9 protein-coding genes and 1 pseudogene are annotated in these 15,145 nt (G+C 57.7%); all 10 read left to right on the top strand.

Annotated elements, in window-relative coordinates; all coding sequences use genetic code 11:
- Positions 1–99 precede the first annotated feature (99 nt).
- Positions 100–1,026 (top strand): hypothetical protein, encoded by a 927-nt coding sequence (locus tag N4R57_15450; GenBank protein ID UYV36397.1) that lies wholly within the window; start codon positions 100–102, stop codon positions 1,024–1,026.
- Between the two features lie 81 nt (positions 1,027–1,107).
- Positions 1,108–1,305: a preprotein translocase subunit SecE gene (secE, locus tag N4R57_15445; protein UYV36396.1), complete on the top strand. Its 198-nt coding sequence runs from the start codon at positions 1,108–1,110 to the stop codon at positions 1,303–1,305.
- Between the two features lie 212 nt (positions 1,306–1,517).
- On the top strand, positions 1,518–2,051 hold the full coding sequence (gene nusG / locus N4R57_15440; protein ID UYV36395.1) for a transcription termination/antitermination protein NusG: 534 nt from the start codon (positions 1,518–1,520) through the stop codon (positions 2,049–2,051).
- Positions 2,052–2,178: 127 nt separating this feature from the next.
- Positions 2,179–2,604, top strand: coding sequence for a 50S ribosomal protein L11 (gene rplK / locus N4R57_15435; protein ID UYV36394.1), 426 nt, complete (start codon positions 2,179–2,181; stop codon positions 2,602–2,604).
- Between the two features lies 1 nt (position 2,605).
- Positions 2,606–3,304 (top strand): 50S ribosomal protein L1, encoded by a 699-nt coding sequence (rplA, locus tag N4R57_15430; GenBank protein UYV36393.1) that lies wholly within the window; start codon positions 2,606–2,608, stop codon positions 3,302–3,304.
- A 1,116-nt stretch (positions 3,305–4,420) separates the two neighbouring features.
- A complete protein-coding gene (locus tag N4R57_15425; protein UYV39594.1) occupies positions 4,421–4,888 on the top strand; it encodes an adenylyltransferase/cytidyltransferase family protein in 468 nt (155 codons plus the stop codon).
- Between the two features lie 372 nt (positions 4,889–5,260).
- Positions 5,261–5,776 (top strand): annotated as a pseudogene (gene rplJ / locus N4R57_15420) (50S ribosomal protein L10).
- A gap of 72 nt (positions 5,777–5,848) precedes the next feature.
- Positions 5,849–6,229 carry a 50S ribosomal protein L7/L12 gene (rplL, locus tag N4R57_15415; protein ID UYV36392.1) on the top strand — a complete coding sequence of 127 codons (381 nt, stop codon included), beginning with the start codon at positions 5,849–5,851 and terminating at the stop codon, positions 6,227–6,229.
- 248 nt (positions 6,230–6,477) lie between these two features.
- Complete coding sequence (gene rpoB / locus N4R57_15410; protein ID UYV36391.1) at positions 6,478–10,617, top strand: DNA-directed RNA polymerase subunit beta; 4,140 nt, start codon at positions 6,478–6,480, stop codon at positions 10,615–10,617.
- 54 nt (positions 10,618–10,671) lie between these two features.
- A complete protein-coding gene (rpoC, locus tag N4R57_15405) occupies positions 10,672–14,919 on the top strand; it encodes a DNA-directed RNA polymerase subunit beta' (GenBank protein ID UYV36390.1) in 4,248 nt (1,415 codons plus the stop codon).
- The last annotated feature ends 226 nt before the right edge of the window (positions 14,920–15,145 follow it).

The following is a 15,145-nucleotide window of genomic DNA, read 5'->3' as shown; positions in this document are numbered from 1 at the left end:
CGCAAGGCCGCAGAGTGGAGGTATCGCGAATGTATCTGGGCTGGGGGCGCCTGGGTCTTTTTAACAAAAGACTCTTCCAATTGAAGAGGCCAACAAGCGTTGGGACAGCACGTCAAAGAGAGCGCGCGCGATAGCGACGCGATAGCAGAACCTATTGATGAAACCTTGAGCGTCGTCCGCCAGATGATGGCCGACGAACAGAGCGCCGCGCCCAAATCGAAGGCATCCAAACCGCTTCGCGCACAGGAGCCTGCCCAAGAACCTGCGCTGGTGCGGTCAAACTACGGGGCGACGCATTCAAACCCTCCCAACAAACAGCAATCTCACGCGCTGCGAGGTCTAGACGCCCTGCCGCCGCTAGATACGCCAGAACCGCAAAAGGCCAGTAAGGTGCGCAGCTTCACCCGCCGCAAACCGGCAGAGCGGCACCCGCTCAGCAGCCTGGAAAGCCGGTTCGCCCGTTTGCGCGCGCGGTTTGTTGGCCTGTTTCCCCGTCGAAATAAAGCCATCGCTGCCGATACGCGCTCGCCAGCACAAGACGTGACTGCCCCCTCCGACGGGGTGGGCGTTTCGGTCGACGTATCAAACCTCACGCTAACACAGCGTGCGCTCAAGGCAGTGAGAGAGTTTCGCCCCACTCGCAAGCAAATCGCGCTGTTTGCGTTTTTGGTCGTGATGGTCTGGCGGCCATGGCTTATTCCGGCGGTTGTGTTTGTTCTCTTCTGGGTGGGTCTTATCGCCTATCTCACAGTCGGCCCCGATCGGATCGCCGAAATTTCCGCCGCGCGGTGGGATTGGTTTCAACAACGCTACCCCGATCGCGCGGCAAACCTGCGCGGCAAAGTGCAGCGCGGCGCGGATCGCGTTGACGGTTGGCTTGCACGCCTGCCGGAAAGCTGGACAGACGGGATCTATTTGCCTGATTTCGGGCGTTCGGCGGCCGAAGGCGGCACGCTTGATGATCAACCCGATCCGTTCGATCGACTGGCCGCTGAACAAAAGGCAGTAGGCGGGCAGGCGGGCTAGGGCCAATTTCACCAAGGCAGGCTTGAATTCACTGCGCCGCACGCGTATGTGACGCCGGTAAAGCTTAGAGAAGAAGGCACCATGGCGCGCACAAACCCACTTCAGTTCATTCAGCAGGTTCGCGGTGAAGTCAGCAAAGTTGTCTGGCCAACCCGGCGCGAAGTCTTCCTGACAACGGTCATGGTCTTTATCATGGCCACCTTGACGGCAATCTTCTTTGCCTTGGTCGACATCCTGATCCGTTCGGGTTTGCAAGGTGTCTTGTCGCTGTTTGGCTAAGCCGGGCGAAACACTGAAAATAGCCGAAAAAACCCACCGCACCTCTTGAATTTGGGCGTGCTTGGGGGTAGGACGCGCAAACCTTCCGATTGTGGCGTGCGGCGATTCGAGTTGCACGCCGATTTTTATTGTGAAGGCTGCTGCGGGCAATCGCCCCGGCAAATGGAATAACGCGGCGTCTCACGCCGGTCAGCACAGGATCGAAACTCAAGATGGCGAAACGGTGGTATTCGGTTAGCGTTCTTTCGAATTTTGAGAAGAAGATCGCTGAACAAATCAGGCAGCAAGTTGAAGAGCAGGCGCTTGAGGATCAGATCGACGAAGTGCTGGTGCCCACCGAAGAGGTGATCGAAGTGCGCCGCGGCAAGAAGGTCACGACCGAACGCCGCTTCATGCCCGGATACGTTCTGGTCCATATGGAAATGTCCGACCAAGGCTATCACCTGATTAACTCGATCAACCGCGTCACCGGGTTCTTGGGTCCACAGGGCCGCCCGATGCCGATGCGCGATGCCGAGGTGAACCAGATCCTGAACCGCGTTCAGGAAGGTGAAGACGCGCCCAAGCTGCTCATCCATTTCGAAGTGGGCGAGAAGGTCAAGGTCAACGACGGCCCGTTCGAGGATTTCGACGGCATGGTCGAAGAAGTGGACGACGACAACCAGCGCCTCAAGGTGACGGTGTCGATCTTTGGCCGGGAAACCCCGGTCGAACTGGAATTCACCCAAGTTACGAAACAATCGTGATTTGAGTGACAGGGGCGGCAACGCTCCGACTAAGCGTGGGAGGCGAGGGGGCCGCGGCACCCGGACCGAACCACGGGCAACCAATCCCGAGGGGCGCGCCCCGACGGAGCTTTGAAGGAGAAGGCCAATGGCCAAGAAACTTGCTGGCACCATGAAATTGCAGGTGCCTGCCGGTCAAGCAAACCCATCCCCGCCGGTCGGTCCGGCGCTGGGTCAGCGCGGCATTAACATCATGGAATTCTGCAAGGCGTTCAACGCCAAGACTGCAGACCTCGAGCCGGGCGCACCGTGCCCGACCGTGATCACTTACTATCAGGACAAATCGTTCTCGATGGACATCAAGACGCCCCCGGCGTCGTATTTCCTGCGTAAGGCGGCCAAGGTTAAATCCGGCGCCAGCACTCCTGCGCGCGAAGTTGTTGGATCCGTGACCACCAAGCAGGTCAAGGAAATCGCCGAGGCCAAGATGAAAGACCTCAACGCCAACGATATCGAGGCCGCGATGAAAATCATCGCCGGTTCGGCGCGCTCCATGGGCATCGAGGTGAAGTAAGATGGCAAAACTTGGAAAACGTACCCGCGCCGCACGCGAAGCCTTTGCAGGCAAAGAAAACGTGACCGTGGAAGAAGCCGTATCGCTGGTTAAAACCAACGCCAACGCAAAATTCGACGAAACCGTCGAGATTGCCGTGCAACTGGGCGTTGACCCGCGTCACGCTGATCAGATGGTTCGCGGCGTTGTTGGCCTTCCCAACGGCACCGGTAAAACCGTTCGCGTTGCTGTGTTCGCCCGTGGCCCCAAAGCCGAAGAGGCCGAAGCCGCAGGTGCCGACATCGTTGGCGCAGAAGACCTGATGGAAATCGTTCAAGGCGGCAAGATCGACTTTGATCGTTGCATCGCGACACCTGACATGATGCCGGTCGTCGGCCGTCTGGGCAAGGTGCTTGGGCCCCGCAACCTGATGCCGAACCCCAAAGTGGGCACGGTGACCATGGATGTGGCGGATGCTGTCAAAGCTGCCAAAGGCGGCGAAGTCCAGTTCAAGGTTGAGAAAGCCGGTGTGGTTCACGCCGGTGTTGGCAAAGCCAGCTTCGACGAAGCCAAATTGGTTGAAAACGTGCGTGCCTTCATCGGCGCCGTGTCCAAGGCGAAACCCGCCGGGGCCAAAGGTGCCTACATGAAGAAAATCGCGATCAGCTCGACCATGGGTCCGGGTGTCAGCGTCGACATCGACAACGCCACTGGCAACTGATCGGGTTCCGATCAACGCCTTTTTGCGTCAAAGCATTTTGAAACGGGGCCCCGGCGGGCCCCGTTTCTTTTTTGCACCATGTCCGATGCCGCGTGGCAAACGGCATTTGCTTTGTCCATGAACCCAATTTAGCGTCTTGCGGAGAACAGGGGCCCTGCGATTTTTACCAAAAACGGCACACAGAGGCCGTGGCAGCGACCCGTTGAGGCAAGACGAGAAGATAAATTGGATACCCACAAACCATTGAAAAGATGGCAGCGAAAGTTGCGCGTGACCCAGATTCACGAAATCGCCGAGGAGCAGCTCAAATCGCCGGTGGAAGGGTTCGATTACCGCGCGCATCTCACCGAGCTGCACCGGATCGAATTTGCCAAGAAGACGCTGCCCGATCTCGAAGCGCGCATCATGCTGCTCTTGGGGGAGCAGAAACGGCAGGCCCGGGTGCGCCAACTGCTGGCCCAGCTTCGCAACCGGCGCGAACTTCAAGGCGAAAGCGCCGAATTCGCCGCGTTCGAAGCCCGGCTCAAGAGCCACCTTGGGACCGATGCCCTGATCGGCCATGATTTCTTGCCCGAAACCTTTACCACCATCGATCATGACCTTGTTTGGGAAAACGTCGGCAACCTCATCGAGCAACTGGGTGAGCTGTCCAACGGGGTGTTCCTGAATTCCGGCACGCTTCTTGGCGTCACCCGCGACCGGCGTTTGATTGATCACGATGACGATGTGGACTTGGCCTTCTGTTTGAATGCGACAAGCGCGCGGGATGCCGCCGCCGAATGGGTCGCTCTGCGCAATACACTGATAGAGTTGGATATCTTTGATCACGAAGCCAAGCGCGAGCCGATGATCCACAAGCTGCGTTCCGAAGGTGGGTATCACATTGACCTCTTTCCCTGCTGGAAGCAGGACGGCAAGGTGCACGTTTATCCCCATACCTATGGTGATCTGACGCTTGGAGATGTGTTCCCGACGCGTGCTTGCAAAGTCACGGGCCTGCCGGTCCCGTCAAAGCCGACCAAGATGCTGGCTGTGAACTATGGCGCGGGATGGCGCAAGCCGGATCCATACTTCAGCTTCAACTGGACGCGCGCCAACACCCGGTTCGCCGATTTCGTGACCGAAGTCGAAACGCTCGAGGCGCGTGTCTCTGCCGGTGAGAAACCGTTTGGCACCGTTCTGACCTATGGCACGTTTGACCTGTTCCACGTTGGCCATGTGCGCCTTCTGCGGCGCCTTGTAGCACTGGGTGAGCGTCTTGTGGTCGGGGTGTCGACAGATGCGTTCAACGCGCAAAAGGGCAAGTCCTCTGTCATGCCCTATCACGACCGCGCCGAAATACTGTTGGCTTGCGAATATGTCTCCGAAGTGATCCCGGAAGAGAACTGGGGGCAAAAGCGCCAGGATATCGAGCGCGTCGGTGCCGACGTCTTTGCCATGGGCGATGACTGGGCTGGCAAGTTTGATGACCTGTCAGACCTCTGCAAGGTGCTTTACCTGCCGCGGACAGAGAACATATCATCAACCGACCTCAAGGCCAGCGTCGCAGCCCAGGCAGCAGAGACAGCGGTCGCCGCAGAATAGGGCGGCATAGGGTCGAGCGGGGAGGCAAGAGGCGCAAGGGACGCAAGTGTCAAACTCACCGCGAGTTTTTATCAGCGAAAACATGCGTTTTCGCTCTTGGCCTTTGGTTAAATTCTAAATAGAAAGGCCGGGCTGATCAGCGTGCGATTCGTCGTGCGCTGTTTTGCGTTTCGTCCGAGAAGGCGGGTGGTCGCGCTACTGTGGCCATAATTCCTGCCTGAGACGGGAAAGAAAGATTTACCTTCAGCAGCCCTTTGCGGGCGCCCTGGAGCGAGATTGGACGGACCCGTAAGGACCGATGGCCGGGCACCTCTATGTGGTCCCGGCTTAAATGAGCCGGAGGGTCCAACCCTCCAAAATTGGAGTGAAACTGTGGATAGAGCCCAGAAAGAGAAAGTGGTCGAGGAACTCGGCCAAATCTTCGAAAGCTCTGGCGTCGTTGTGGTCTCCCACTACGCCGGTCTGACAGTTGCTGAGATGCAGGGCCCTTCGTGCACGCGCAAGCGAAGCAGGAAGTGCCGTACGTGTCGCCAAGAACAGGCTCGCCAAGATCGCTCTGGAGGGCAAGCCTTGCGCAAGCGTGGCCGATTACCTCTCGGGCATGACCGTTCTGACCTATTCCGAGGACCCGTGGCAGCAGCCAAGGTGGCCGAGGACTTCGCTAAGGAAAACTCGAAATTCGAGATCCTCGGCGGTGCAATGGGTGAGAACGCTCTCGACCGTGCCGGCGTTGCAGCCGTGTCGAAAATGCCGTCTCGCGAGGAGCTTATCGCTACCATCGCTGGCATGCTTGGCGCACCTGCATCGAACATCGCGGGCGCAATTGGCGCACCTGCTTCGAACATCGCTTCCATCTTGTCCACGGTTGAGGACAAGGCGGCAGCGTAAGCAACTGACTGATCTGCGTAGGGAAAACTTCCCGACGTTGGAACACATCTTTAGAAACGGAAAGCAAGTCAAATGGCTGATCTGAAAAAACTGGCTGAAGAGATTGTGGGTCTTACCCTTCTCGAAGCACAAGAACTGAAAACCATCCTTAAAGACGAATACGGCATTGAGCCCGCAGCTGGCGGCGCCGTAATGATGGCTGGCCCTGCTGGCGACGCCGGTGGCGCCGCTGAAGAAGAGCAAACCGAGTTTGACGTAATCCTCGTCAGCCCCGGTGCCTCGAAAATCAACGTCATCAAAGAAGTCCGCGGCATCACCGGCCTGGGCCTCAAAGAAGCAAAAGAGCTGGTCGAAGCTGGCGGCAAAGCCGTCAAAGAAGGCGTCGACAAAGCCGAAGCCGAAGACCTCAAAGGCAAGCTGGAAGCAGCTGGCGCCGAAGTCGAACTCAAGTAATCGGCAGGTGCGTGATCTCACGCACCGATCAGAACAAGGCTGGATCCGGCAAATTCCGGGTCCAGCCGAACCTGTCTTAAAAAGGGCCTTTCGCAGCAGAGGCATTTTCTAAGGTGAGGTTCACCGATCGGGAGGCCATCATTGGGACGATGGCCGGGAATAGATCAGAACCAACCGTCTCGTATGGGCGAGGTGCCGGGGCCCGACGGCACTTGCGTCCGGTGAGAAACTGAAAGGTGACATCGACCATGGCTCAATCATTCCTTGGCCAGAAACGTTTGCGTAAATATTACGGTAAAATCCGCGAAGTGCTGGAAATGCCGAACCTGATCGAGGTGCAGAAAAGCTCCTATGATCTCTTCCTGAATTCCGGCGACCAAGACTCGCCGCAAGACGGCGAAGGTATCAAAGGTGTCTTTCAGTCGGTTTTCCCGATCAAAGATTTCCACGAGACTTCGGTTCTGGAATTCGTCGATTACGAGCTCGAAGAGCCGAAATACGACGTCGAGGAGTGCCAGCAGCGCGATATGACCTACTCCGCGCCGCTCAAGGTCAAGCTGCGGCTGATCGTGTTTGATGTGGACGAAGATACCGGGGCCAAATCGGTCAAGGACATCAAAGAGCAAGACGTGTTCATGGGCGATATGCCCCTGATGACGCCGAACGGCACCTTTGTCGTCAACGGCACCGAGCGTGTGATTGTATCCCAGATGCACCGCTCGCCGGGCGTGTTCTTTGACCATGACAAGGGCAAGACCCATGCCAGCGGCAAATTGCTCTTTGCTTGCCGGATTATCCCTTATCGCGGGTCGTGGCTCGATTTCGAATTCGACGCCAAGGACATCGTGTTCGCTCGTATCGACCGTCGCCGCAAGCTGCCGGTGACAACTCTGCTTTACGCACTTGGCCTTGATCAAGAAGCGATCATGGACGCCTATTACGACACGGTGAACTACAAGCTGCGCAAGAAAGACCATGGCTGGATCACCAAGTTCTTCCCCGAGCGTGTGCGAGGTACCCGCCCGACCTATGATCTTGTGGACGCCAAAACCGGCGAAGTGTTTGCTGAATCCGGCAAGAAAGTCACTCCGCGCGCTGTCAAAAAGATCATCGACGAAGGCAAGATCACGGACCTGCTGCTGCCTTATGAGCAGATCCTCGGCAAATACGTTGCTCAAGACATCATCAACGAAGAAACCGGCGCGATTTATGTCGAAGCGGGTGACGAGCTGACCCTTGAATACGACAAGGAAGGCAACGTCACTGGCGGTTCTCTGAAAGAGCTGGTCGACAATGGCGTGACCGAGATTCCGGTGCTGGACATCGATAACGTCAACGTCGGCCCCTACATGCGCAACACCATGGCGACCGATAAGAACATGAACCGCGACACCGCGCTCATGGATATCTATCGCGTCATGCGTCCGGGTGAGCCGCCAACCGTCGAAGCCGCCTCGGCTCTGTTCGACACGCTGTTTTTTGACAGTGAGCGCTATGACCTCTCGGCCGTTGGTCGGGTGAAAATGAACATGCGTCTCGCGCTTGAAAAGCCCGATACCCAACGTACGCTTGATCGTGAAGACATCGTTGCCTGCATCAAGGCACTGGTGGAATTGCGCGACGGCAAGGGTGACATTGACGATATTGACCACCTCGGCAACCGCCGGGTGCGCTCGGTTGGCGAATTGATGGAAAATCAGTATCGCGTTGGCCTTCTGCGTATGGAACGCGCGATCAAAGAGCGTATGTCGTCCGTCGAAATCGACACGGTGATGCCGCAGGGCCTGATCAACGCCAAACCGGCTGCTGCCGCGGTGCGGGAATTCTTTGGCTCCTCACAGCTGTCGCAGTTCATGGACCAAACCAACCCGCTGTCGGAAGTCACGCACAAACGCCGCCTTTCGGCGCTTGGGCCGGGTGGTCTCACCCGTGAGCGTGCCGGCTTTGAGGTGCGCGACGTTCACCCGACCCACTATGGCCGGATGTGTCCGATTGAAACGCCGGAAGGGCCGAACATCGGCCTGATTAACTCGCTGGCCACCTTTGCCCGCGTTAACAAATACGGCTTCATCGAAACGCCTTATCGCGTCGTAAAAGAAGGTCAGGTAACGGACGAAGTCCACTACATGTCCGCCACCGAAGAGATGCGCCACGTTGTGGCTCAGGCCAACGCCCATCTCGATAAGGACGGCAAGTTTGAGAACGATTTGGTGTCGACCCGTCAGTCTGGCGAATACACCCTCGCGCCAAACGAAAATGTCGACCTGATTGACGTTTCGCCCAAACAGTTGGTGTCGGTTGCGGCCTCGCTCATTCCGTTCTTGGAAAATGACGATGCGAACCGGGCCTTGATGGGATCGAACATGATGCGTCAGGCGGTTCCACTCTTGCGGGCCGAAGCACCGCTTGTTGGCACCGGTATCGAAGAAATCGTAGCGCGCGACTCCGGTGCGGCGATCATGGCAAAACGTGCCGGGATCATCGACCAAGTTGATGCGCAGCGGATTGTTGTGCGTGCCACATCCGATCTCGAACTCGGCGATGCCGGGGTTGATATCTATCGGATGCGCAAGTTCCAACGCTCGAACCAGAACACCTGTATCAACCAGCGTCCGTTGGTGAAAGTGGGTGACACCGTTCAAAAAGGCGAAGTGCTGGCCGATGGTCCCTCGACCGATATTGGCGAGCTGAGCCTTGGTAAAAACGTGATCGTCGCGTTTATGCCGTGGAATGGCTACAACTACGAAGACTCGATCCTGATCTCCGAGCGGATCGCGCGTGATGACGTCTTTACCTCGATCCACATCGAGGAATTCGAAGTCGCCGCCCGTGACACCAAGCTTGGGCCAGAAGAGATCACCCGCGACATCCCCAACGTTGGCGAGGAAGCCCTGCGCAACCTCGACGAAGCGGGCATCGTCTATATCGGTGCCGATGTTGAGCCGGGTGACATCCTTGTCGGTAAGATCACACCGAAGGGCGAAAGCCCGATGACGCCGGAAGAAAAGCTTCTGCGCGCCATCTTTGGTGAGAAGGCCTCGGACGTGCGCGACACCAGCTTGCGCGTCAAACCGGGCGATTTCGGCACCGTTGTTGAAGTCCGTGTATTCAACCGTCACGGCGTTGAAAAAGACGAACGTGCGCTCCAGATCGAGCGTGAAGAAGTCGAACGCCTTGCGCGTGACCGCGATGACGAACTCGCGATCCTTGACCGTAACATCTATGCCCGTCTCAAAGACATGATCTTGGGCAAAGTGGCTGTCAAAGGACCGAAAGGCGTCAAGTCGAACTCGGAAATCACCGTTGAGCTGCTTGAAACCCTGACCCGTGGTCAGTGGTGGCAACTGGCGCTCAAGGACGAAGACGACGCCAAAATCGTCGAAGCTCTGCACGAGCAGTACGAAGTACAGAAACGTGCGCTTGATGCCCGCTTCGAGGACAAGGTCGAGAAAGTCCGCCGTGGGGATGATCTTCCGCCGGGCGTGATGAAGATGGTCAAAGTGTTCGTCGCGGTGAAGCGCAAGCTGCAACCGGGTGACAAGATGGCCGGTCGTCACGGCAACAAAGGTGTGATCTCGAAAGTGGTGCCGATGGAGGACATGCCGTTCCTCTCTGATGGCACTCCGGTCGACTTCTGCCTTAACCCGCTGGGCGTTCCGTCGCGTATGAACGTTGGGCAGATCCTTGAAACCCACATGGGTTGGGCCGCTCGCGGTCTGGGTGTGAACATCGACGAAGCACTGGGCGAATACCGCCGCTCCGGCGATCTGACACCCGTGCGTGAGGCGATGAAGCTTGCCTATGGTGATGACGTCTACGACGAAGGCATCGCCAACATGGACGAAGGCGGCTTGCTCGAAGCGGCTCAGAACGTGACCCGTGGTGTGCCGATTGCAACGCCGGTCTTTGACGGCGCGAAAGAGGCGGACGTGAACGATGCGCTGACACGCGCGGGTTTCGACACCTCGGGCCAGTCGGTTCTGTTTGATGGCCGCACAGGCGAGCAGTTTGCCCGCCCTGTGACCGTGGGTGTCAAATACCTGTTGAAACTGCACCACCTCGTGGACGACAAAATCCACGCGCGCTCGACCGGGCCTTACAGCCTCGTCACCCAGCAGCCGCTGGGCGGTAAAGCGCAATTCGGTGGCCAGCGGTTCGGGGAAATGGAGGTCTGGGCTCTGGAAGCTTACGGCGCCGCCTATACCCTGCAGGAAATGCTGACCGTGAAGTCGGATGACGTTGCCGGACGGACGAAAGTCTATGAAAGCATCGTGAAGGGCGAGGACAACTTCGAAGCCGGCGTGCCGGAATCGTTTAACGTTCTCGTCAAGGAAGTCCGCGGCCTCGGCCTGAACATGGAACTCCTGGATGCGGAGGAGGGGGAATAAGGGCGCAAGCCCGTCTTCCCTTCCCCCTTCCGCAACAGATTTGAGGAAACACAAATGAACCAGGAACTGACCAACAACCCGTTCAATCCGCTCACCCCGCCCAAGGTGTTCGACGAAATCCGCGTCACTCTGGCAAGCCCGGAGCGGATTCTTTCGTGGTCCTATGGCGAGATCAAGAAGCCGGAAACCATCAACTACCGTACGTTCAAACCCGAACGTGACGGCCTCTTCTGTGCGCGTATCTTTGGCCCGATCAAAGATTACGAATGCCTCTGCGGCAAATATAAGCGCATGAAATATCGCGGCGTTGTCTGCGAGAAATGCGGCGTCGAAGTCACGCTCCAGAAAGTGCGCCGCGAGCGTATGGGCCATATCGAACTGGCCGCGCCCGTCGCCCACATCTGGTTTCTGAAATCGCTTCCCAGCCGGATTGGCCTCATGCTCGACATGACGCTGCGCGATCTGGAACGCGTTCTCTACTTTGAAAACTACGTGGTGATCGAACCGGGTCTCACCGACCTCTCCTATGGTCAAATGCTGACCGAAGAAGAGTTCATGGACGCCCAAGACCACTATGGCATGGACGCCTTCACCGCAAATATCGGCGCCGAAGCGATCCGTGAAATGCTGTCCCAGATTGATCTCGAGGCCGAAGCCGAGCGCCTGCGCGAAGAGCTGAAAGAAGCCACTGGCGAGTTGAAGCCCAAGAAGATCATCAAGCGTCTGAAAGTGGTCGAGAGCTTCATCGAATCCGGCAACCGCCCGGAATGGATGGTTCTCACAGTGATCCCTGTGATCCCGCCAGAGCTGCGCCCGCTGGTGCCGCTGGATGGTGGCCGTTTCGCGACCTCCGACCTCAACGACCTTTACCGTCGTGTGATTAACCGGAACAACCGTCTGAAGCGTCTGATCGAACTGCGCGCGCCCGATATCATCGTGCGCAACGAAAAGCGGATGTTGCAGGAATCTGTCGATGCACTGTTCGACAACGGTCGTCGTGGCCGCGTGATCACGGGTGCCAACAAGCGTCCGCTGAAATCGCTCTCCGACATGCTCAAAGGCAAACAGGGTCGCTTCCGTCAAAACCTTTTGGGTAAACGCGTCGACTTCTCCGGTCGTTCGGTCATTGTGACCGGTCCGGAACTGAAGTTGCACCAATGTGGCTTGCCCAAAAAGATGGCGCTCGAACTGTTCAAACCGTTCATCTACTCGCGTCTCGAAGCCAAAGGCCTGTCTTCCACTGTGAAGCAAGCCAAGAAGCTGGTCGAAAAAGAGCGTCCCGAAGTTTGGGATATCCTCGACGAAGTGATCCGCGAACACCCTGTCATGCTGAACCGTGCGCCTACACTGCACCGTCTTGGCATTCAGGCGTTCGAACCGGTTCTGATCGAAGGTAAAGCGATCCAGCTTCACCCGCTGGTCTGTTCGGCCTTTAACGCCGACTTCGACGGTGACCAAATGGCTGTTCACGTGCCGCTCTCGCTGGAAGCACAGCTTGAAGCCCGTGTTCTGATGATGTCCACGAACAACGTGTTGTCGCCCGCCAACGGTGCGCCAATCATCGTTCCGTCGCAGGATATGATCCTTGGTCTCTACTACACGACCATCGCACGCGAAGGCATGAAGGGCGAAGGCATGACCTTCTCCTCGATCGAAGAAGTGCAATACGCGCTCGACACCGGTGCCGTGCATCTGCACGCCAACATCACCGCACGGGTGCCACAGGTTGACCCGGAAACCGGCGAAACAGTGATGGAACGCTTCGAAACCACGCCGGGCCGTGTGCGCCTCGGCGCGCTTCTGCCGCTCAACGCCAAAGCACCGTTCGAACTGGTGAACCGTCTGCTGCGGAAGAAAGAAGTGCAGCAAGTGATTGACACCGTCTACCGTTATTGCGGTCAGAAAGAGTCGGTTATCTTCTGTGACCAGATCATGACCATGGGCTTCCGCGAGGCGTTCAAGGCGGGGATTTCCTTTGGCAAGGATGACATGGTTATCCCTGACAACAAATGGACCATCGTCGACGAGACTCGCGATCTGGTGAAAGACTTCGAACAGCAATATATGGACGGCCTGATCACTCAGGGCGAGAAATATAACAAAGTTGTCGATGCCTGGTCGAAATGTAACGACAAGGTCACCGATGCGATGATGGGCACCATTTCCGCCGATCAGCGTGACGAGGACGGCTCGGTGCGTGAACCCAACTCGGTCTACATGATGGCCCACTCCGGTGCGCGTGGCTCGGTGACCCAGATGAAACAGCTCGGCGGCATGCGCGGCCTGATGGCCAAGCCGAACGGCGACATCATCGAAACACCGATCATCTCGAACTTTAAAGAAGGCCTGACCGTGCTTGAGTACTTCAACTCGACCCACGGTGCACGAAAAGGTCTGTCGGATACGGCTCTGAAAACGGCGAACTCCGGCTACCTGACACGTCGTCTAGTTGACGTGGCACAGGATTGCATCGTGCGTGAGAACGATTGCGGCACCGACAAGGCGATCACTGCCGAAGCGGCCGTGAACGATGGTGAAGTTGTTGCTTCTCTGGCCGAGCGTATCTTGGGCCGGGTCGCAGCGGACGACATCCTGCGTCCGGGCACAGACGAGATCATCGTGCCGGCTGGCACGCTGATCGACGAACGTATGGCCGATGCTATCGACGAAGCCGGCGTTCTCTCGACCCGCATGCGCAGCCCTCTGACCTGCGAAGCCGAAGACGGTGTTTGCGCCATGTGTTATGGCCGTGACCTCGCTCGCGGCACCAAGGTCAACGTCGGCGAAGCGGTGGGTATCATCGCGGCACAGTCGATCGGTGAACCGGGCACACAGCTGACGATGCGGACATTCCACATCGGTGGCGTTGCCCAAGGTGGCCAGCAGTCGTTCCTCGAAGCCAGCCAAGAAGGCAAGGTTGTGTTCGAGAACGAACAGCTTCTCGAAAACTCGGTTGGTGAGCTGCTTGTCATCGGTCGGAACATGAAGCTTTCGATCGTTGACGAAGAGGGCGGCGAGCGTGCCAGCCACAAGCTGGGCTACGGCTCCAAGCTCTTCGTCAAGGAAGGCGACAACGTTGCGCGCGGCGACAAACTGTTCGAATGGGATCCCTACACCCTGCCGATCATCGCCGAAAAAGACGGTACTGCCAAATTTGTCGACCTTGTCTCGGGCCTCGCCGTGCGCGACGAGACCGATGAAGCAACCGGCATGACCCAGAAGATCGTGATCGATTGGCGGACCGCGCCCAAAGGCAACGAGCTCAAGCCGGAAATCATCCTTCAGGGTGACGACGGAGAGCCGGTGCGCAACGACGCGGGCAATCCGTTGACCTATCCGATGTCGGTGGACGCGGTTCTGTCGATCGAAGATGGCCAAGAGATCAAGGCCGGTGACATCGTTGCGCGTATCCCGCGCGAAGGTGCCAAGACCAAGGACATCACCGGTGGTCTGCCGCGTGTGGCTGAACTTTTCGAGGCACGTCGCCCGAAAGATCACGCCATCATCGCGGAAATCGACGGTTATGTTCGTTACGGACGCGACTACAAGAACAAGCGTCGCATCTCGATCGAGGCCGCCGAAGAGGGGATGGATCCCGTCGAATACATGGTGCCCAAGGGCAAGCACATTCCGGTTCAGGAAGGTGATTTTGTCCAGAAGGGTGACTACATCATGGACGGCAACCCGGCGCCGCATGACATCCTGTCCATCATGGGTGTCGAAGCGTTGGCTGACTACATGATCGACGAGGTTCAGGACGTCTATCGACTGCAAGGTGTGAAGATCAACGACAAGCATATCGAGGTGATCGTTCGCCAAATGCTTCAGAAATGGGAAATCTCCGATTCCGGGGAAACCACGCTTCTGAAGGGTGAACACGTCGACAAGCAAGAGTTCGATCAAGCCAACGAGAAGGCGCTCGCCAAAGGGGGCCGTCCGGCTCAGGGCGAACCGATCCTGCTCGGCATCACCAAGGCGTCGCTGCAAACCCGCAGCTTCATCTCGGCGGCATCGTTCGAGGAAACCACACGCGTGCTGACCGAAGCATCGGTGCAGGGCAAGCGCGACAAGCTGGTCGGCCTGAAAGAGAACGTCATCGTGGGCCGCTTGATCCCGGCTGGCACCGGTGGGGCGACCATGCAGGTTCGCCACATCGCGCAGCAGCGTGACAATGTGGTCATCGACGCCCGCCGTGAGGAGGCCGAAGCCGCCGCCGCACTGGCAGCGCCGACAGAGGCTGACATTGTCGGTGGCGATGAGTTCGACACACTGGTTGAGACACCGGAAAGCCGCGACGAATAAATCACCGTTTAACGCGAGAAAACAAAACCCCCGCCGGGCAACTGGCGGGGGTTTCTTTTTGGGCCAACGCCAAGCCTTAATCTTTCACGCATCAAACACACCTAATTTGCTGCCCATAACTGCCTCGAGCCGTCAGGCCGGGTTGCGCAGTCTTTTCGCGGGACACGCCCCAAACCACGTCGACCGGGCTTTTCATTTCTTTCAATTCGGTGTTCTGTCCGCACAG

The sequence above is a fragment of the Rhodobacteraceae bacterium D3-12 genome (genome assembly GCA_025916135.1).
Lineage (GTDB): Bacteria > Pseudomonadota > Alphaproteobacteria > Rhodobacterales > Rhodobacteraceae > JAKGBX01.
The sequence above is the reverse complement of the archived record's forward strand: the minus strand, read 5'-3'. Positions and strand labels throughout refer to the sequence as shown.